This window comes from Mycobacterium riyadhense (genome assembly GCF_963853645.1).
Classification (GTDB): domain Bacteria; phylum Actinomycetota; class Actinomycetes; order Mycobacteriales; family Mycobacteriaceae; genus Mycobacterium; species Mycobacterium riyadhense.
Genome location: NZ_OY970457.1, coordinates 452,910 through 472,572 on the forward strand (window position 1 = coordinate 452,910; position 19,663 = coordinate 472,572).

The following is a 19,663-nucleotide window of genomic DNA, read 5'->3' on the forward strand; positions in this document are numbered from 1 at the left end:
ACGTTGCAGTTCACGGTATATTTGCGTTGGCGATCAGCCACTAAGCGCGCCCGGTGTGTCGTGCCCAGATTTTGCTGCTGCTCGCCCATCCATGTTTTGACCTGCTGCAGTCAGATCGAATGAGGATCTTTGAGTACGGGTTTCTCAACCTATGTGACTCGATTGCGTTAGAGCGCATGGGTTGTGGGCCGCTCCGCCTACCCGCAAGCATGGGGATTTTTGCTCGGTAGCCGGTGGCGGGTCGTCGGCAGTTAGTTAGCATCGAGGGATGCCACCGACTCCGGTTGATTTCAGTAGGCGGTGGGCTGCAGCGTGGAATGCCCGCGAACAGGATGCGGTCCTTGCTTTTTTCGCGATGACGCCACATTCACTTCCCCGTTCGCCGCGGAGGTACAGCCCGAAAGTGGCGGCGTTATCTGTGGTAAGCACCAGTTGCGCAAGTACTGGTCCATAGGCCTTGATCATCTGGCCTGATCCGCATTTCGATGGTGGAAGCCGTTTATGTAGGCGTCGCGACGATCGTTGTCAACTATCGAAACCAGCGGGGTCGGCTCCTCAACGAAGTGTTTGATTTTCGATGGTGACCTTATCCGCGAAGGTCACGGGACCTACATATATCCGGAAAGCTAACCGACACAAGGAGTTAGCGCTAGCTCAGTCGTAATCCATTGGGCAAGGACGATCGAATCCGGGGGAACTGCGAGGATTCCTCGTGCCGACCGCTTGCCTCGATAGGCGTTCATACGGCTATGGCCGTGGGCTGGTCGGTAGTGGAAGTTTGCGCCGAGCAGCTCTGTCGGATCACGGCTTTGGCTCTACACCGGGCTTTGATGGCTCTACCGACTTAGCACGGACGTAGTTGCCTGGTTCTGAGTGGCGCCTGCCGTGATTGGGGGGTGCAGGCCACTGTACCCTGCGTCGTTGGTTGTCGAGGTTGCGGAACCCGAAGGCGATGCGCCCGACGTGTTTGACGATGCGGTTGTCACCTTCCTGCGAGCATTGGACAGGCCAGTGATGGTCGCGAGAATCATTGGCTGCTGCCAAGTTTCGATCGTTTCGGCGAGGTCGTGGATCTCCGGGGCAGAGGTTGCCGCACAGAAGGCGTAGAACCGGTACAACGCTGCGGCGAGGTCGTAGCGCAGCCCGCCGGTCGTGGTGTAGGCCAGCATGTCACGTAGCAGCTCCTGGCGATCCAGGCGGCCAGGATGTAGCCGTTGGGGTCCGCGCCATCCAACGCGGCGATCAGGCGGGCGCGTTGGCGGCCGCGACGGCACCGGCTGTCCCAGGTGGTGCGCCGCCGCACCGCCTCGCCATCTGGTTGGCGCGTTTGACCAGGTGAAAGCGATCCACGATCAGCTGTGCATGCAGCAGCGCGACGCGCACGGCCTTGGCGTGGGTCACTGACATGTCGATCGCCACATGCGTGATCGACTCGCGCCAGTCCCCGTCGCGTTGGCCGAGCCAGTCGATCACCGGCGCCGCCGAGCGGCCGTTGACCTGCACCAACAGACCACCCGTCTCGGTCATGTCGACCACCCCGGTGTCGAACCGATCGATCCAGACCCGCTTCCCGGTCTATTGGCACGTCTCGTATTTCGCTTTGCCCCTACGGGTCTGGTCGATACCGAGCACTCTCACCGGTTCGGGTTCGGCGCCCAGCACCGGGGTCGGCGGTCGCAGCTACCGCCTCGTGGCAGGTGTTCCAGGTGCAGCCGTAGGCGGCGGCGACCGCGGTCAACCGACCGATCATCGTCGAGCACCGCTGAGGCCATCTCCGATTTGGCCCGCGTCGTCATGCGCGCCCCGAGCCGGGATCGCTGGAGTCGACTCGGTGAACGACTTGCGCTTGCATAACACGTTGGTGCACAGCCATTTACGTTTACGCCACACGATTCGCGGGCGGTCCGGGCCGATCTTGATATCGCGCGGACGGGTCGTGACCCACGCCTGCAACCGCGACGATCACGTCGCGCACTTTGGACATTTACCGACCCACTGGTCGGCAGTGCCGACAACGACCACGCGGACACTGTCCCCGCCCACCGTCACCGTGTCGACGACGATTCCCTCAAGACCCAGCAGCAATGTACTACCGTTGGACAAGCTCGGGCTTTCTGCGATCTGGATGTGTGAGAACACCTAGTTCACAAGGGCGCGAGCCCTTAATCAATCACCGACACGATCCGAATCGGTCACACCAGACCCCATCAAAGTCGAAGAGCCGCTTTGATGGCTCTTGAATTTTGAACGGGCAGTAGTGATTTCGCCCTCATACGGCGTGTCGTTGCGTGGGGAGGCCCTTGGCCTTCCGAAGTCTGAAGTTGCGACTTTTCAGGCGAATGGAAGGAACCAAGGGGCTGTGTCTGACGGTACGACATTGTTGTTAGGGCTGCCAGGAGTACGGGTCGAGCGTGTCGAGCGGCTCGGTCCGGGCACCCGGGTGGTGCATGTGGTGACCGCCGAGCCGACGGCGGCGGCATGCCCAGGGTGTGGGGTGGTGTCGACTTCGGTGAAGGAGCAGGTAACCACCTCGCCGCGCGACATTCCCTACGGTCAGGACTCGATCGTGTTGCGGTGGTCCAAGACGTGTTGGCGTTGTCGGAGATTACTGCGAGCGCGGCTCGTTCACCGAGGTCATTGAGCAGGTCCCGGCGCGGGCGCGCACCACTGCTCGGTTGCGCACCGCGATCGGTGCGGCGATCGGCGATGCGGCCCGCTCGGTGGCCGAGGTCGCCGACGCTCACGGTGTGTCGTGGCCGACGGCGCACCGCGCCTTTATCGCCCACGCCGGCGAGCAGCTCAAAAGGCCGGCGCTCACGCCGGCCCTCGGCATCGACGAGACCCGCCGCGGTAAGCCCCGCTGGCAGCACTACCCGGCCACCTGTCGGTGGATGCGGGTTGACCCGTGGGATACCGGGTTTGTCGATTTGGTCGGAGATCAGGGCCTGTTGGGACAGCGCGAAGGTCGCACCGGTGCGGAGGTGATTGACTGGCTGGCCGCACAAAGCGAGGAATTTCGGGCCGGGGGCAAGTTCGTGGCCATCGACCCGGCCGCGGTCTACGCCACGGCGATCCGCACCCCAACGTAGCGGTCGTGGTCGATCATTTCCACTTGGTCAAACTCGCCAACGATGCTGTGACCAGGGTGCGCCGACGGTCACCTGGGAGCTGCGCGAGCGTCGTGGCCGCAAACTGGATCCGGAATGGGCCAACCGGCGCCGCCTGCTGCGGGCGCGAGAACGCCTGTCGCGCAAGAGCTTCGCCACAATGCAGTGGACAGATCCTGTCGGCCTGGATCGCCAAGGAAGAACTACGCACCCTGCTCTCCACCGTTCGCCTCGGCGGCGATCCACACCTGACTCGGCATCGGCTACACCGGTTTTGTCCTGGTGCATCGACTCGCAGATCCCCGAACTGCTCACCCTGGCCGCCACCGTCGACGCCTGGTGGCCCGAAATCCAGGGCTTCGTCGCCACCGGCATCACCAACGCCCGCAGCGAGGGCTACAACCGGCTAGTCAAACACGTCAAACGCGCCGCTTGCGGATTCCGAAACCCCAACAACTCGGCCCGCCGGACACCATTCCACTGCACCAGCAAACAGCGGACCGCAACCCAGTTTTCATTTGGGGATTGATTACCCGGTCAAAGTCAAACGGCCGGATTAGGTAGCGGGTGATGTTGGTTGGTGGGTGTGGTGGTGGGGGTTTTGTGGGGGTGTTGGTTGTGGTTGGTGACTGTGGGTGGGGGTTGGGGTTGTGGTGTTGTACAGGTGTTGGGGTGGGGGTGGTGTGGGGGGTGTGTAGATCCTTGGTTGTGCGCTGTTTGTGCTGGGTGGGGTGGGTGTGGGTCGTAGGGTTGGTGGGTCGTTGTCGGTGGCGGTGGCGCCGGTGTGGTGGGAGGGTTGTCATGTCGTCGTTTGTGGTGGTGTCTCCGCAGGTGGTGTTGGCGGCGGCGGCGGATTTGTCGGTGTTGGGGTCGACGATCAGCGCGGCCAGCGCGGCGGCGGCAAGCGCGACGACAGCGGTGGCTAGTGCGGCACAGGATGAGGTGTCGGCGGCGATCGCGGGGTTGTTTTCTGAGCATGGGCGGCAGTATCAGGTGTTGGCGGGGCGGGTGGCGGGGTTTCATGAGCAGTTCAGCGCGGTGTTGGCCGCCAGCGCGGGGGGGTATGCGGGCGCGGAGGCTTCCGCGGCGCAGAGCCTGCTGGATGCGGTGAACGCGCCGAGTGTGGCGGTGACGGGGCGGGCGTTGATCGGCAACGGCGCCAACGGGGCCAGTGGTGGGGTGGGTCAGGCTGGTGGTGATGGCGGCTGGTTGTTGGGTAGCGGCGGCAATGGGGGTAGTAGCAGTGATGCGGGCACACCCGGGGGTGCGGGCGGGTCGGCGGGGTTGATCGGCAACGGCGGGGCTGGTGGGACCGGGGGGGCCGGCGGGGTTGGGGGGGGCCGGGGGGCGCGGTGGCTGGGTGTGGGGTTCGGGTGGGACCGGTGGGGCCGGGGGTAGCTCGACGGCGGTGGGGGGCACCGGCGGGATGGGCGGTGCTGGTGGTGCGACCGGGTTGATCGGCCATGGCGGGGCTGGCGGGGTCGGTGGGGCCGGCCTCAGCGGTCACGGCGGGGACGGGGCCGCCGGTGGGCGCGGCGGCTGGCTCATCGGTGACGGCGGGGCCGGCGGGGCCGGCGGGGCCGGCGATCCCCTCAGCGGTACCGGTGGTGGTGGCGGCGGTGGTGGGTCGGCGTCGGTGCTCGGCGCTGGTGGCGGCGGCGGCGCGGGCGGCTCGGGTGGCCACAGCGGCGGTGCTGGTGGTGGGGCAGGTGATGGCGGGCTGGTGTATGGCTCGGGCGGGGCCGGTGGGGCCGGCGGGACCGCCGCCGCGACCGCGGGTACCGGCGGGGCTGGTGGTCTGGGCGGCAACACCGGATTATTCGGAGCCGGTGGGGCTGGTGGGGCCGGTGGCGGCAACGCCGGCGGTGACGGCGGTCACGGTGGGGGCGGCGGCCGCGGCGGGTGGCTCTATGGTTCGGGCGGGGCCGGTGGGGCCGGTGGGGCCGGTAACGGGGTTGATGGTGTCGGCGGGTCCGGCGGGTCCGGCGGGGCCGCCGTCTTGATCGGGTCCGGGGGGGCCGGTGGTGTGGGCGGCGGTTACGGCGGTGACGGCGGCCGCGGCGGCGATGCCGGACTGCTGATCGGTAACGGCGGTAACGGGGGTGTCGGGGCGGCCGGCTACGACGGGACCACCGGGGCTAGCGGCGGGGCCGGTGGTGACGGCGCCAACGGCGGGGCCGGCGGGGCCGGCGGGGCCGCGGGAGTGATCGGGCTGGGCGGCCATGGCGGGGCCGGCGGCACCGGCGGTGCCGGCGGGGCCGGCGGCGACACCTCGACCGCCGGTGGCGCCGGTGGGGCCGGCGGTACCGGCGGTACCGGCGGGGCCGGGGGGGCCGGGGGCAAGGCGCTGATCGGGATCGCCGGTAACGGCGGCACCGCCGGTAACGGCGGCAGCGGCGGTGCCGGTGGGACCGGTGGGGCCGGTGCCAGCAGCGCCGGCGGTACCGGCGGTAACGGCGGGGCCGGCGGGGCCGCGGGTGCTGGGGGTGCGGCCGGGGCCGGCTGGGGCGCCCACACCGGCACCACCGGCACCGGCGGCCAAGGCGGGGCCGGTGGTGACGGCGGGACCGGGGATAACGGCGCCGATGGGGCCACCGCGGCCACCGGCGGTGACGGCTACGCGGGCGGGGCCGGCGGTACCGGCGGTGACGGCGGGGCCGCCGGGGCCGGCGGCACCAACGGCAACGGCGGTCAAGGCGGTAACGGCGGGGCCGGCGGGGCCGGCGGCAACGGCGGGGCCGGTAACAACAGCAACGGCGGCACCGGCGGTACCGGCGGTGACGGCGGCACCGCCGGCAATGGTGGGGCCGCGGGCAGCGGTGCCGGCGGCGCGGGTGTGGCCGGCAACGCCGGTGTCGGCGGCCAAGGCGGGGCCGGTGGTGATGGCGGGACCGGCGATAACGGCACCGACGGGGCCACCGCGGCCACCGGCGGTGACGGCTACGCGGGCGGGGCCGGCGGCGCTGGCGGTGCTGGCGGGGCGGCCGGGGCCGGCGGCACCAACGGTAACGGCGGTCAAGGCGGCAACGGCGCCACCGGCGGCACCGGAGGCGCCGGCGGGGCCGGCGCCAACAGCAACGGCGGAAACGGCGGCACCGGCGGTGACGGCGGGGCCGCCGGTGCCGGTGGGGCCGCGGGCAGCGGTGCCGGCAGCGCCGGTGTCGCCGGGAACGCCGGTGTCGGCGGCACCGGCGGTGCTGGTGGTGATGGCGGGACCGGCGATAACGGCGCGGCCGGGGCCAGCGCGGCCGCCGGCGGTGACGGCTACGCGGGCGGGGCCGGCGGTACCGGCGGGGCGGGTGGGGCCGCCGGGGCCGGCGGCACCAACGGCAACGGCGGCCAAGGCGGTAACGGCGCCGCCGCCGGCACCGGTGGCACCGGCGGCACCGGCGCCAACAGCGCCGGCGGTGACGGTGGGGCCGGCGGGGTTGGCGGGGCCGGCGGTAACGGTGGGGCCGCCGGCGCCGGCACCGGTAGCGCCGGTGTCGCCGGCAACGCCGGTGTCGGCGGCCAAGGCGGGGCCGGGGGTAAGGGTGGGGTCGGTGATGACAACACCACCCCGGGCGGCGCCGGTTATACCGGCGGGGCCGGTGGGGCCGGCGGGGCCGGCGGGGCCGGCGGCAACAGCGCTGCTGGGGGCATCAACGGCAGCGGCGGGAACGGCGGGGCCGGCGGGGTCGGCGGTAACGCCGGTAACGCCGCCGACGGCGACACCACCGGCGCCGGGGCCGGCGGGGCTGGTGGGGCCGGCGGGGTCGGTGGGGACGCCGGCGCGGCCGGAACCGGCGGCACCGGCGGGGTCTCCGGGGTCGCCGGGGCTGGCGGCACCGGCGGTAACGGCGGTAACGGGGGCAGCGGGTACCCCGACAGCTACACCGGCGGCGCCGGTGGTGGCGGTGGCGCCGGCGGGGCCGGCGGGACCGCCGGCGCCGGCGGCACCAACGGTGCCGGCGGTCACGGCGGTAACGGCGGCGACGGCGGGCAGGGCGGGGCCGCCACCGCGGGCAATACCGGCGGCTACGGCGGCCAAGGCGGCGCCGGTGGCGGCGGTGGTGACGCCGGGGCCGGTGTCGGCGCCGGCGCTAACGGCGGCAACGGCGGCAACGGCGGCACCGGCGGACAGGGCGCCAACGGCGGCGATGGCAGCGCCACCGCCGGCGGCGACGGCGGTCACGGCGGCACCGGAGGCGACGCCGGCATCGGGGGAACCGCCTCCGGTGCCGGCACCGCCGGCAGCGCCGGTGTCGGCGGTAACGGCGGGGCCGGCGGCAACGGCGGGACCGGCGCTGCCGGCAGCGACGGCGCCACCGGCACCACCGGCGGTGATGGCTTCAACGGCGGGGCCGGCGGCACCGGCGGCGATGGCGGGGCAGCCAACGGCGGGACCGCCGGCAACGGCGGCGCCGGCGGTAACGGGGCCAAGGCCGGCAACGGCGGCACCGGCGGCAACGGCACCGACGGCAGCAGCTCCACCAGCGGCGTCGGCGGTGACGGCACCGCCGGCGGTAACGGCGGTAACGGCGGCACCGGCGGCGCGGCCGGTGCCGGTGGGGCCGCCGGCAGCGGTAGCGGCGGCAACACCGGCACCAACGGCACCGCCGGTGACGGCGGCACCGGCGGCAAAGGCGGCACCGGCGGTAACGGCGGCACCGGCGCCGATGGTTCGCTGGCCGGCTTCGACGGCGGCACCGGCGGCACCGGCGGGGCCGGCGGCCACGGCGGGGCCGGCGGGGCCGGCATCAACGGCAGCGGCGGCGGCACCGGCGGGGCCGGCGGCAACGCCGGCGCCGGCGGCAACGGCGGCCAAGGCGGCATCGGCTTGGGCACGGGCCCCGGCGGCACCGGCGGCACCGGCGGCCAAGGCGGTAACGGCGGGACCGGCGGCGCCGGCACCGACGGAGGCAACAGCGGCACCGGCGGCGCCGGCTCCGACGGGGGTAGCGGCGGCACCGGCGGCGCAGGTGCCGGCGCCTTCGCTGATGGCGGCAAAGGCGGCACCGGCGGCACCGGCGGTAGCGGCGGGGACGGCGGCGCCGGTAACGGCGGCGGGGTCGACGGCGACGCGGGCACCAGCGCCACGGGAGGCGCCGGCGGCAACGGCGGCACCGCCTCAGGCGGTAAGGGCGGCGACGGCGGTGACGGCGGTGATGGCGGTGATGGCGCCACCTCATCCGGCAGCGGCAACGCCAGCGACGGCGGCACCGGAGGTAACGGCGGCGATGGCGGTGCCGGCAGCATCGCCGGCACCGGCGGCACCGGCGGCAACGGCGGCACCGGCGGCACCTCATCCGGCAGCGGTAACGCCGGTAACGGCGGCACCGGCGGCACCGGCGGCACCGGCGCCGCTGCTGCCCTGTCCGGTGACGGCGGCAACGGCGGCAACGGCGGGGCCGGCGGCAACGCCACAGGCAGCGGTAACGGCGGTAACGGCGGCAACGGCGGCAACGGCGCCGCCGGCGTCGACGGCGCCAGCGCGGGAGCCCACGGCGGCAACGGCGGCAACGGCGGAGCCGCCGGGGCCGCCGGCACCGCCACCGGCGGCGGCACCAACGGTGCTGCGGGCACCGGCGGCACCGGCGGCGACGGCGGCAACGGCGCCGCCGGCGACAACGGCACCGACGCCGCCAGCGGCACCGGCGACAACGGCACCGACGGCACCGCCGGCGGCAACGGCGGCAACGGCGGCACCGGCGGCGCCGGCAACGGCGGAACCGCCGGCAACGGCGGCAAAGGCGGCAACGGCGGCAAAGGCGGCACCGGCGGCAACGGCGGCACCGGCACCGACGGCAGCAGCACCACCGGCGGCACCGGCGGTGACGGCAACACCGGCGGCAACGGCGGCAACGGCGGCAACGGCGGCAACGCCGGCGCGGGCGGTGCCGCCGGCACCGGTAGCGGTGGCAGCTCCGGCGCTAACGGCACCGCCGGCAACGGCGGCACCGGCGGCAACGGCGCCAACGGCGGCAACGGCGGCCAAGGCGCAGACGGATTGTTAAGCGGCTGGACCGGCGGCAACGGCGGCAACGGCGGCACCGGCGGCCAAGGCGGCACCGGCGGCGCCGGCATCAACGGCACCGGAGGCGGCACCGCCGGCGACGGCGGGACCGGCGGGACCGGCGGCACCGGGGGCAACGGCGGCTTCGGCCTGACATTTTTGGGTGACGGGACCGGCGGGCTCGGTGGCGCTGGCGGCGATGGTGGCGGCGGCGGCCAAGGCGGCTCCGCCGTCGATGGCGGCACCGCCGGCAACGGCGGCGACGCCGGCAACGGCGGCACCGCCGGCAACGGCGGCATCGGCGACGCCGGCAGCGGCGGCAACGGCGGAACGGGCGGCACCGGCGGCGCAGGCGGAGCCGGCGGCAGCGCCTCGGGCGGCGGCAATGGCGGCACCGGCGGCAAGGGCGGCACCGCAGGCAACGGCGGCACCGGCGGCGTCAACGAGGGCGACGCAGGACAAGGCATCGGCGGTACCGGCGGCAACGGCGGCCAGCCCGGAAACGGCGGCAAGGGCGGCGGCACCACCGGAGGCGGGACAGGCGGTGACGGCGGCCAAGGCGGCACTGGCGGCAACGGCGGCGACGGCGGCAAGTCCGCGTTCAACGCGGGCGGCAATGGCGGTAACGGAACGAACGGCGGCACCGGCGGCGACGGCGGCGACGGCGGCGGCGGCGGCACTGGCGGCGGCGGCGGCGACGGCGGGGTCGGCGGCACCGGTGGGGCCGGCACCAGCAGCGGCAGTGCCGGTAGCAACGGCACCACCGGCGCCAGTGGCGCACACGGATCCTAAAAATTCGGACACTTTCAGCACGCGAGGACATCTCGATTGCGCTTCGCCAAAAGCACCCTTCATGAGCGGCGGCGTTAATCGGTGATGATTTCGCGCCGAACGAGATATGGCCGCATCCGCACGTGGGACCACCCACCTGGTGCCGCTGCTGGCCAGACGCAGGGCCGGGCTGTCCCGGGAGCAGGCCTACCGGCTCGTGGCCCGGATTCCCAAACGCTTGTCGCTGACCAGGTTGGCGTCGTTGTGCGGCATATCGTTGCACACCCGGCCGATCTCATCGAACCCTACCGGGTCACCCGTTTCCGCCGACCCAAGGCGACCCGGCCCGGCCAGGCTAGCCCCACGTTCCAGCACGGCGGAAAAGAGCTGTCGTTTGTGGTGGTGAGCGCGTAGGTAGTCATGTACTGGGTGGATATGATCGTCGATCGTGTTGGCGTAATGACGGCATCGCGGACTCTGCGGCTTGGTCACACGTTTACCGAGAGCGGAGCCGCTCATGTCACCGTGAAGGTTATCTCTTGCGGCGCCCGGTCCGGTTAGCTCATCAGGTATCTTGAGGGAAGGGGAGATCGCATCCGCACATGCTCTGGTTCGAAACGAAATCGAGGAAACCGTAATCGGATGCCTTCGCCGGGCGAAAGACCTAGGGGGTTAATCAGGTGGTGAAAGTCCTGGGAACACAGCGGGACTCCGCGGAGGTCATGCTCGGTGTCCGCAATCGACTTCCTGTGCGGACTTACCCGTCGGCGCTGCTTAGCGCTTGTGCCTTTATGACCCGCGCTGCTTGTCCTTCAACCGAATCCGCGCCAATCCATCGGCTGGGTCGCCCGAAGGATCTCGGTCACGAGAACCGAAATTCCGACCGGTGTGCCGGAAGCGACAGCACGTGACTATGCAAGGTCGGGCTCCGGCGCCAAGCTGACCAACGGGCTCGATGGCCCAAGGCAACGTCGGCGTCGGCGGGCCGGCCCCAACCAATGTTTCTACGCCTACGAGGCGCCACCCATAGGGAAAAGGAGCTGGCTACCAATGCCCCCAGCGGATCTCGCGGCGCAGATTGCCGAGCTACAGGCCGCCCTGATAAGCCGATGCGACGAGCTAGGCGCAAGAGTTGCCAGCACCGTGTGCCGGGAGGTCGAATACTACGGAGATGCGGGCCCGGTCAGCCACGATGAACTTGTGGCCAGCTGCAAGGCTCACCTGTACTACACCTTCCAGGGGCTCGACGCGCGGACCGCGTTTGATACTGCCGTTGCCGTCAGTACTGGGACGTCTCGTGCACAGATCGGCACTCCGCTGCCAGCGTTGATGGAGGCATACCGCATCGGATGTCGGCTGGCCTGGGAAGAGATCGTTGATCTGGCGGCTGCGCGTCCACACATCGGGCGCGCGGCGCTGATCCGCGCGACGGCTCGCATCTGGATGGCCCAGGACGCCTTCACCCACTCGATGGCTAGCGCCTACCGCGAGGTTATCACCCGCAAGATGCTCACTCAGGCCGCCGAGCAGGCGGCCCTGGTAGAAGCATTGATCGAGGGTAGGGTCGTTCAGCGGGCCAGCTTGTGGGAAATCGCGACGGTGCTTGGCTTACCCACTCGCGGACCCTACGTTGTTGTCGCTGCCGAATGCCCATCGATCGGCAAGACCGCCTTGCCTGGCATCGAAGCCAAGCTGCGGAGCCTTGACATCATGTCTGCCTGGCGATTGCTACCCGATGTCGAGTTGGGCCTCGTACACGTACCTGGTGACACCCAGTTCAACTCCGTTAAGCAGACGTTGGCCAGACTCGCAGCTACGCGGGTCGGTATCAGCGTGCGATTCGATGACCTGGGCATGACGCCGAAGGCCGTTATGTACGCGCGGTGCGCGCTTTCTACCGAGCGGGGCGAAGGTTCGTTGGTAGGTGTGTTCGAGGCCAAGCCGCTGGCGATCGCCGCTATTTGTGCCCCACAGGTGATGAAGGAGATCGCGACGACCATTCTTGCTGGGTTCGCCGACCTGGACGAACAAGACCGTGAGATTCTCTTCACAACGTTTCGCACATGGGTATCGGCCGGGGGGGCGATCAATGCCGCGGCTGAGCAGCTGTATTGTCATCCGAACACGATTCGTCACCGGCTGCACCGGATCGAAGAGCGGACTGGCAGGTCGACAGCGCACCCACGCGAGCTGGCCGAGTTGTGTCTTGCGTTTGAGATCGACCTTCAACTGCCCTAAATCAGCCGAGGATCACTGCAGTACGCCACACCCGCGACGGCCGGCGTTGTCGTCGGCGTCGGCAACATTACTCAGAGTTCGGATCGACACGTAACCCGCTACGCGCGGGCGGACAAAGCGGATAGGGGCCGGATCCTCGACGAGTTCTGCGGCCATCACGGGCTGGCGTCGCGATCACGCCCGCAAGACGGTTAAGTCGGACGTTGGGGCCGGCGACCTCGAGGCCCAGATGTCGACCCCGTGCGCCGATGTGCGGGCCAAAGTCATTGCAAGCACTGGGGTCAAGTCCCTGGGAGCGGTGCGGGGTACGCGGCTGGCCCCGATGCTAGGCAAGCGTTTTTTGTTGAGACGGTCAAGGTCAGCGTCACCGGGCGTGTTGGTTGGTGGGTGTGGTGTTGGGGGTTTTGTGGGGGTGTTGGTTGTGGTTGGTGACTGTGGGTGGGGGTTGGGGTTGTGGTGTTGTACAGGTGTTGGGCGTGGCCGAGGGGTGGGGGTGGTGGTCGCGCAGATGGTGCGCTGAAATGCGCGGGCTGGGGCGGTGGGGGTCGTAGGGTTTGTTCGTCGTTGTCGGTGGCTGTGGGCTGCGCGTCATCGGGCCGGTATCGGCCCGGGGCTGGTGGCCGGTCTGGTGGGAGGGGTTGTCATGTCGTCGTTTGTGGTGGTGTCCCCGCAGGTGGTGTTGGCGGCGGCGGCGGATTTGTCGGTGTTGGGGTCGACGATCAGCGCGGCCAGCGCGGCGGCGGCAAGCGCGACGACAGCGGTGGCTAGTGCGGCACAGGATGAGGTGTCGGCGGCGATCGCGGGGTTGTTTTCTGAGCATGGGCGCCAGTATCAGGTGTTGGCGGGGCGGGTGGCGGGGTTTCATGAGCAGTTCAGCGCGGTGTTGGCCGCCAGCGCGGGGGGGTATGCGGGCGCGGAGGCTTCCGCGGCGCAGAGCCTGCTGGATGCGGTGAACGCCTCGAGTGTGGCGGTGACGGGGCGGGCGTTGGTCGGCAACGGCGCCAACGGGGCCAGTGGTGGGGTGGGTCAGGCCGGTGGTGATGGCGGCTGGTTGTTCGGTAGCGGCGGCAATGGGGGTAGTAGCAGTGATGCGGGCACACCCGGGGGTGCGGGCGGGTCGGCGGGGTTGATCGGTAACGGCGGCAATGGTGGGACCGGGGGGGCCGGCGGGGTTGGGGGGGCCGGGGGGCGCGGTGGCTGGGTGTGGGGTTCGGGTGGGACCGGTGGGGCCGGGGGCAGCGTGACCACGAGCGGGGGTAGTGGGGGTGCGGGTGGGGCCGGTGGGTATGCCCCGTTGTGGGGTCATGGCGGTGCGGGTGGGGCTGGCGGGGCCGGGGGTAACGGGTTTGGTGGGGCCGGTGGGGCCGGTGGGCGCGGCGGGGTGGTGTATGGCTCGGGTGGCGCCGGTGGGGCCGGCGGGGCCGGGGATGCCACCAGCGGTGGTGGTGGGGCCGGTGGGGCCGGTGGAGCGGCCCCGTTGTGGGGTGGTGGTGGTGATGGGGGCGCCGGTGGGGTGGGTGGCGGGGATGGGGGGCACGGCGGTGCCGGGGGCCGGCTGGTGGGTGGTGGGGGCGCCGGCGGCGACGGTGGGGTGATCGGTGGGGCCGGGGCCACCGGCGGCGCCGGTGGTGATGGTGGCGCGGCGGGAGTGTTCGGGGCTGGGGGGGCCGGCGGGGCCGGGGGCGCCAATAGCGGCGGGGCCGGCGGTGTTGGTGGGGGTGGTGGTGAGGGTGGGCGTGGTGGCTGGCTGTACGGCAATGGTGGGGTCGGTGGTGGTGGCGGGGGTGCGGATCTGGTCACCGGGGCCGGCGGGGCCGGCGGGGCCGGTGGGGCCGCGGTGGTGTGGGGGGCCGGCGGGGTCGGCGGGGCCGGCGGTGGCGGCGCTGGGATCGGCGGGGCCGGCGGGCGCGGTGGGCTGCTGTATGGGCCGGGCGGGGCCGGCGGTGGCGGTGGGGACGCCGGGGCGGCCGGGGCCACCGGCGGGGCCGGTGGCGGTGGTGGGGGTGCGGGGTTGATCGGGTCGGGTGGGGCCGGCGGGGCCGGGGGGTCTGACCTGGACGGGGCCGGCGGGGCCGGCGGGCAGGGCGGGCAGGGCGGATTGCTGTACGGCCCGGGCGGGGCCGGCGGCGCTGGCGGCGCCGGTGGCGCGGGCGGGGCCTCTGGTGGGGCCGGTGGTCGTGGTGGGGCCGCGGGGTTGATCGGGGCCGGGGGTGCCGGCGGGGCCGGAGGAGCTGATCTGGACGGCACCGGCGGTAACGGCGGCCGCGGCGGCCACGGCGGCTGGCTCTACGGCAACGGCGGCGCCGGCGGCACCGGCGGCACCGGCGATTCCGCCACCAGCAGCGGGGGCAGTGGTGGGACCGGTGGGACCGGCGGGGACGCCGGATTGTTCGGTGATGGCGGTAACGGTGGCCGCGGCGGCGCCGGCGCCACCGGCGGGAACGGCGGCACCGGGGGGGCCGGCGCGGTCTTGATCGGCGATGGCGGCGCCGGGGGGGCCGGGGGGGCCGGTAACGGCATCGATGGTGCCGGCGGGGCCGGCGGCGCCGGCGGTAACACCACCCTGATCGGGTCCGGTGGGGCCGGTGGTGGGGGCGGCGGTTACGGCGGTGACGGCGGCCGCGGCGGCGATGCCGGGCTGTTGATCGGTAACGGCGGTGCCGGGGGTGTCGGGGCGGCCGGCTACGACGGGACCACCGCGACCGCCGGCGGGGCCGGTGGTGACGGCGCTGATGGGGGGGATGGCGGGGCCGGCGGGGCCGCGGGGTTGATCGGGCTCGGCGGCCACGGCGGGGCCGGCGGCAAAGGCGGGATCGGCGGGGCCGGCGGTGACGCTACGACCGCGGGTGGGGCCGGTGGGGACGGCGGCACCGGCGGTACCGGTGGGGCCGGGGGTGCCGGGGGTAAAGCGGTGATCGGGATCGCCGGTAACGGCGGCACCGCCGGTGCCGGCGGCACCGGCGGGGCTGGTGGGGCCGGTGGGGCCGGTGCCAGCAGCGACGGCGGTGACGGCGGTAACGGCGGTACCGGCGGTGTCGCCGGGACTGGTGGGGCGGCCGGGGCCGGGTGGGGCGCCCACACCGGCGCCGCCGGTGTCGGTGGCACCGGCGGGGCCGGTGGTAACGGCGGGACCGGGGATAACGGCGCGGCCGGCGCGGCCGCGGCCACCGGCGGTGACGGCTACCACGGTGGGGCCGGCGGTGCTGGCGGGGCGGGTGGGGCGGCCGGGGCCGGCGGCACCAACGGTAACGGCGGCACCGGCGGCAGCGGCGGGGCCGGCGGGCTCGGCGGTGGCGGCGGGGCCGGTAACAACAGCAACGGCGGGGCCGGCGGTACCGGCGGGGTTGGCGGGGCCGCGGGCAATGGTGGGGCGGCCGGCACCGGCACCGGTAGCGCGGGTGTCGCCGGTAACGCCGGTGTCGGCGGCCAAGGCGGGGCTGGTGGTGATGGCGGGACCGGGGATAACGGTGCGGCCGGCGCGGCCGCGGCCACCGGCGGTGACGGCTACGCGGGCGGGGCCGGCGGGGCTGGCGGGGCGGGTGGGGCGGCCGGGGCCGGCGGCACCAACGGTAACGGCGGCACCGGCGGTAACGGCGCCACCGGCGGTGTCGGCGGTGACGGCGGTGACGGCGTCAACAGCAACGGCGGCAACGGCGGTACCGGCGGGGTTGCGGGGCCGCCGGTAACGGTGGGGCCGCCGGCAGCGGTACCGGTAGCGCGGGTGTCGCCGGTAACGCCGGTGTCGGCGGCACCGGTGGTGCTGGTGGTGATGGCGGGACCGGGGATAACGGCGCGGCCGGGGCCACCGCGACCGCCGGCCGGTGACGGCTACGCGGGTGGGGCCGGCGGGGCTGGCGGGGCGGGTGGTGCGGCCGGGGCCGGCCGGCACCAACGGCAACGGCGGCCAAGGCGGCAACGGCGCCACCGGCGGGGTCGGCGGCAACGGCGGCAACGGTGCCAACAGCGCCGGCGGCAACGGCGGTACCGGCGGGGTCGGCGGGGCCGCGGGTAATGGTGGGACGGCCGGCAGCGGTACCGGCAGCGCCGGTGTCGCCGGCAGCGCCGGTGTCGGCGGCCAAGGCGGTAACGGTGGTGATGGCGGGACCGGGGATAACGGCGCGGCCGGGGCCACCGCGGCCACCGGCGGTGACGGCTACGCGGGCGGGGCCGGCGGCGCTGGCGGTGCGGGTGGGGCCGCCGGGGCCGGCGGCACCAACGGCAACGGCGGCCAAGGCGGCAACGGCGCCGCCGCCGGCAACGGCGGCACCGGCGGCACCGGCGCCAACAGCAACGGCGGAAACGGCGGGGCCGGCGGGGTTGGTGGGGCCGCCGGTGCTGGTGGGGCCGCCGGCAGCGGTGCCGGTAGCGCGGGTGTCGCCGGTAACGCCGGTGTCGGCGGCCACGGCGGTGCCTGGTGGTGATGGCGGGACCGGGGATAACGGCGCGGCCGGGGCCACCGCGACCGCCGGCGGTGACGGCTACGCGGGTGGGGCCGGCGGGGCCGGCGGCGCGGGTGGTGCCGCCGGGGCCGGCGGCACCAACGGCAACGGCGGCCAAGGCGGCAACGGCGCCGCCGCCGGCAACGGCGGTGACGGCGGTGACGGTGACAACAGCGCCGGCGGAAACGGCGGGGCCGCGGGGCCGGCGGCTCGGCGGTAACGGTGGGGCCGCCGGCGCCGGCACCGGTAGCGCCGGTGTCGCCGGTAACGCCGGTGTCGGCGGTGACGGCGGGGCCGGTGGTAAGGGCGGGGTCGGTGATGACAACACCACCCTGGGTGCTGCGGGTTATGACGGCGGGGCCGGTGGGGCCGGCGGGGGCCGGCGGCGCCGGCGGCAACAGCGCTGCTGGCGCCACCAACGGCGCCGGCGGCAACGGCGGGGCCGGCGGGGTCGGCGGTAACGCCGGGGCCGCCGCCGACGGCGACCACCACCGGCGCCGGCGCCGGCGGGGCTGTGTGGTGCCGGCGGAACCGGCGGGGACGCCGGCGCGGCCGGAACCGGCGGAACCGGCGGCGCCGCCGGCACTGCTGGCGGCGGCGGCGCTGGTGGTGACGGCCGGGGTCGGCGGCACCGGATACGCCGACAGCTACACCGGCGGTGCCGGTGGCGCCGGCGGGGCCGGCGGGCAAGGTGGGGCTGCCGGCGCTGGCGGCACCAACGGCGCCGGCGGGGCCGGTGGTAACGGCGGATCCGGCGGTGTCGGGGGTGCGGGCACCACCGGCGAGTTCGGCGGCTACGGCGGCCAAGGCGGTGACGGCGGCAACGGCGGAGACGCCGGGGCCCGGACCACCGGCAACGGCGCGGGCGGCGGTAACGCCGGCAACGGCGGGGCCGGTGGCCAGGGCGGTACCGCCGGCGCGGGCACCACCACCACCGCCGGCGGCACCGGCGGTAACGGCGGCGCGGGCGGCGCCGGCGGCACTGGGGGCGCCGCCTCCGGGGCCGGCACCGGCGGCGCCGGCGGCGCCGGCGGCACCGGCGGTCAGGGCGGTGACGGCGGTGACGGCAATGATGGCGCCACCGGCACCGGCGCCACCGGTGGGGCCGGTATCGGTGGCGGTGATGGCGGGGCCGGCGGTACCGGCGGGGCCGCCGGCGCCGGCGGGGCCGGCGGCCCTGGTGGCGGCAGCGTGGGCGTCAACGGCGGCGGGCGGTACCGGCGGCAAGGGCGGTACCGGTGGCCAAGGCGGCGACGGCGGTGTCGGCGCTGATGGTGTGCTGGCCGGCTTTGACGGCGGCGCCGGCGGTGCTGGGGGTGCCGGCGGTCACGGTGGTGGCGGTGGGAGCGGTATCGGTGGTAGCGGCGGCGGCCACGGCGGCGCCGGTGGTAGCGGCGGTGCTGCGGGCAGCGGCGGCACCGGCGGCCAGGCCGGCGGCATTGGCGATGCCGGCGGTGCTGGCGGTCATGGTGGTACCGGTGGGGCCGGCGGTGTGGGTGGGGCCGGCACCGACGGGGGTGACGGCGGCGCCGGTGGTGACGCCGCCACCGGCGGCACCGGTGGTGACGGCGGCGCCGGTGCTGGCGCCTTCGCTGATGGCGGCAAGGGCGGCACCGGCGGCACCGGTGGTAGCGGCGGGGCCGGCGGCGCCGGCAACGGCGGCGGTAACGGCGGCACCGGCGGCGCCGGCAACAACGGCGGCAACGGCGGTACCGGCGGTACCGCCTCAGGCGGCACCGGCGGCGATGCCGGCACCGGCGGCAACGGCGGTAGCGGCGGCGACGGCGGTGATGCCTCCAGCGGCGCGGGCACCGGCGGCCACGGCGGCACCGCCGGCGACGGTGGTGACGGCGGGGCCGCCGGCACCGGCAACAGTGACGGCACCGGCGGTGCCGGCGGTGACGGCGGTGTCGGCGGCACCGGCGGTAATACCTCAGGCAGCGGCGACGGTGGGGCCGGCGGTACCGGCGGTAACGGCGGCGTCGGCACCGACGTCGGCAACGGCGCCGGTGGGGCGGCGGGGCCGGCGGCACCGGCGGTAATACCTCAGGCAGCGGTAACGCCGGTGACGGCGGCGCCGGCGGCATAGGCGGCGCCGGCGGCAGCGGCCAACTCACCGGTGGTGGCGCCGGCAAGGGCGGCGATGGCGGCACCGGCGGCACCGCCACCGGCGCCGGCAACGCCGGTGACGGCGGCACCCGGCGGTAACGGCGGTGACGGCGGTGACGCCAACACCACCGGCGGCGCCGGCGGGACCGGAGGAGGAACCGGCGGTGCCGGCGGCAGCGCCGCCGGCACCGGTCACGCCGGTGATGGCGGCGCCGGCGGCAGCGGCGGCGCCGGTGGCGGCTTTGTGACCAGCGCTGCCGGCAAGGGCGGTGATGGCGGCGCCGGCGGGACCGGCGGCACCTCGTCTGGCAGCGGTAACGCCGGTGACGGCGGGGCCGGCGGGCACGGCGGCACCGGCGCCGCCACCGCGGTGGCCAGCGACGGCGGCAAACGGCGGGGCCGCCGGGGCCGGCGGCAACGCCACCGGCGGCGGCAACGCCGGCAACGGCGGCACCGGCGGCAACGGCGGGACCCGGCGCCGACGGCGCCGGCGCGGGAGCCCACGGCGGTAACGGCGGCAACGGCGGGGGCCGCCGGTGCCGCCGGCACCGCCACCAGCGGCGGCGCCAACGGTGCTGCGGGCACCGGCGGTAACGGCGGGGCCGGCGGCAACGCCACCGCAGGCATTAACGGCGGCAACGGCGGCAACGCGGCAACGGCGGCAACGGAGGGCCGGCAACGGCGGAACCGCCGGCAACGGGCGGCAACGGCGGCAACGGCGCCAACGCGGAGCGGGAGCCCACGGCGGCAACGGCACGGCAACGGCGGAGCCGCCGGCAACGGCGGAGCCGCCGGACACCGCGGAACGCCACCGGCGGCAACGGCGGCAACGGCGGCAACGGCGGGCGCAGGCATCGATGGCACCGACGCCGCCAGCGGCACCGGCGACAACGGCACCGACGGCACCAACGGCGGCAACGGAGGCAGGCAACGGCGGCACCGGCGGTGATGGCAACGGCGGAACCGCCGGCAACGGCGGCAAAGGCGGCAACGGCGCCAACGGA

General features: G+C 74.2%; 11 protein-coding genes and 1 pseudogene. 11 read left to right on the plus strand and 1 reads right to left on the minus strand.

Annotated elements, in window-relative coordinates:
• Positions 1-844: 844 nt before the first annotated feature.
• A pseudogene (locus AADZ78_RS28775) lies at positions 845-2,139 on the minus strand (transposase).
• Positions 2,140-2,359: 220 nt separating this feature from the next.
• On the opposite strand from AADZ78_RS28775, the gene AADZ78_RS28780 reads away from it, so the two are divergent.
• From AADZ78_RS28780 to AADZ78_RS29415, 11 genes are all read left to right on the plus strand, one after another.
• Positions 2,360-2,641: a transposase family protein gene (locus AADZ78_RS28780; protein WP_239656862.1), complete on the plus strand. Its 282-nt coding sequence runs from the start codon at positions 2,360-2,362 to the stop codon at positions 2,639-2,641.
• 34 nt (positions 2,642-2,675) lie between these two features.
• The gene (locus tag AADZ78_RS28785; RefSeq protein WP_239656863.1) at positions 2,676-3,089 is read left to right on the plus strand and encodes a hypothetical protein; all 414 of its coding nucleotides are present in this window, start codon (positions 2,676-2,678) and stop codon (positions 3,087-3,089) included.
• Positions 3,090-3,243: 154 nt separating this feature from the next.
• Positions 3,244-3,636 carry a transposase gene (locus tag AADZ78_RS28790; RefSeq protein WP_341343669.1) on the plus strand — a complete coding sequence of 131 codons (393 nt, stop codon included), beginning with the start codon at positions 3,244-3,246 and terminating at the stop codon, positions 3,634-3,636.
• Positions 3,637-3,908: 272 nt separating this feature from the next.
• Positions 3,909-4,505: a PE family protein gene (locus tag AADZ78_RS28795; RefSeq protein WP_341343665.1), complete on the plus strand. Its 597-nt coding sequence runs from the start codon at positions 3,909-3,911 to the stop codon at positions 4,503-4,505.
• Positions 4,414-9,894, plus strand: coding sequence for a hypothetical protein (locus tag AADZ78_RS28800; protein ID WP_341343666.1), 5,481 nt, complete (start codon positions 4,414-4,416; stop codon positions 9,892-9,894). The genes AADZ78_RS28795 and AADZ78_RS28800 overlap by 92 nt, the downstream gene beginning before the upstream one ends.
• A gap of 1,029 nt (positions 9,895-10,923) precedes the next feature.
• Positions 10,924-12,111: a PucR family transcriptional regulator gene (locus tag AADZ78_RS28810; protein WP_085249846.1), complete on the plus strand. Its 1,188-nt coding sequence runs from the start codon at positions 10,924-10,926 to the stop codon at positions 12,109-12,111.
• 643 nt (positions 12,112-12,754) lie between these two features.
• A complete protein-coding gene (locus AADZ78_RS29395) occupies positions 12,755-16,123 on the plus strand; it encodes a PE family protein (RefSeq protein ID WP_423752190.1) in 3,369 nt (1,122 codons plus the stop codon).
• A gap of 377 nt (positions 16,124-16,500) precedes the next feature.
• Positions 16,501-16,770, plus strand: a complete 270-nt coding sequence (locus AADZ78_RS29400) for a hypothetical protein (protein WP_423752191.1) — start codon at positions 16,501-16,503, stop codon at positions 16,768-16,770.
• On the plus strand, positions 16,715-17,011 hold the full coding sequence (locus AADZ78_RS29405) for a hypothetical protein (RefSeq protein ID WP_423752192.1): 297 nt from the start codon (positions 16,715-16,717) through the stop codon (positions 17,009-17,011). The genes AADZ78_RS29400 and AADZ78_RS29405 overlap by 56 nt, the downstream gene beginning before the upstream one ends.
• A gap of 662 nt (positions 17,012-17,673) precedes the next feature.
• Positions 17,674-18,639, plus strand: a complete 966-nt coding sequence (locus AADZ78_RS29410; RefSeq protein WP_423752193.1) for a hypothetical protein — start codon at positions 17,674-17,676, stop codon at positions 18,637-18,639.
• Positions 18,640-18,672: 33 nt separating this feature from the next.
• Positions 18,673-19,608, plus strand: coding sequence for a hypothetical protein (locus AADZ78_RS29415; protein WP_423752194.1), 936 nt, complete (start codon positions 18,673-18,675; stop codon positions 19,606-19,608).
• The last annotated feature ends 55 nt before the right edge of the window (positions 19,609-19,663 follow it).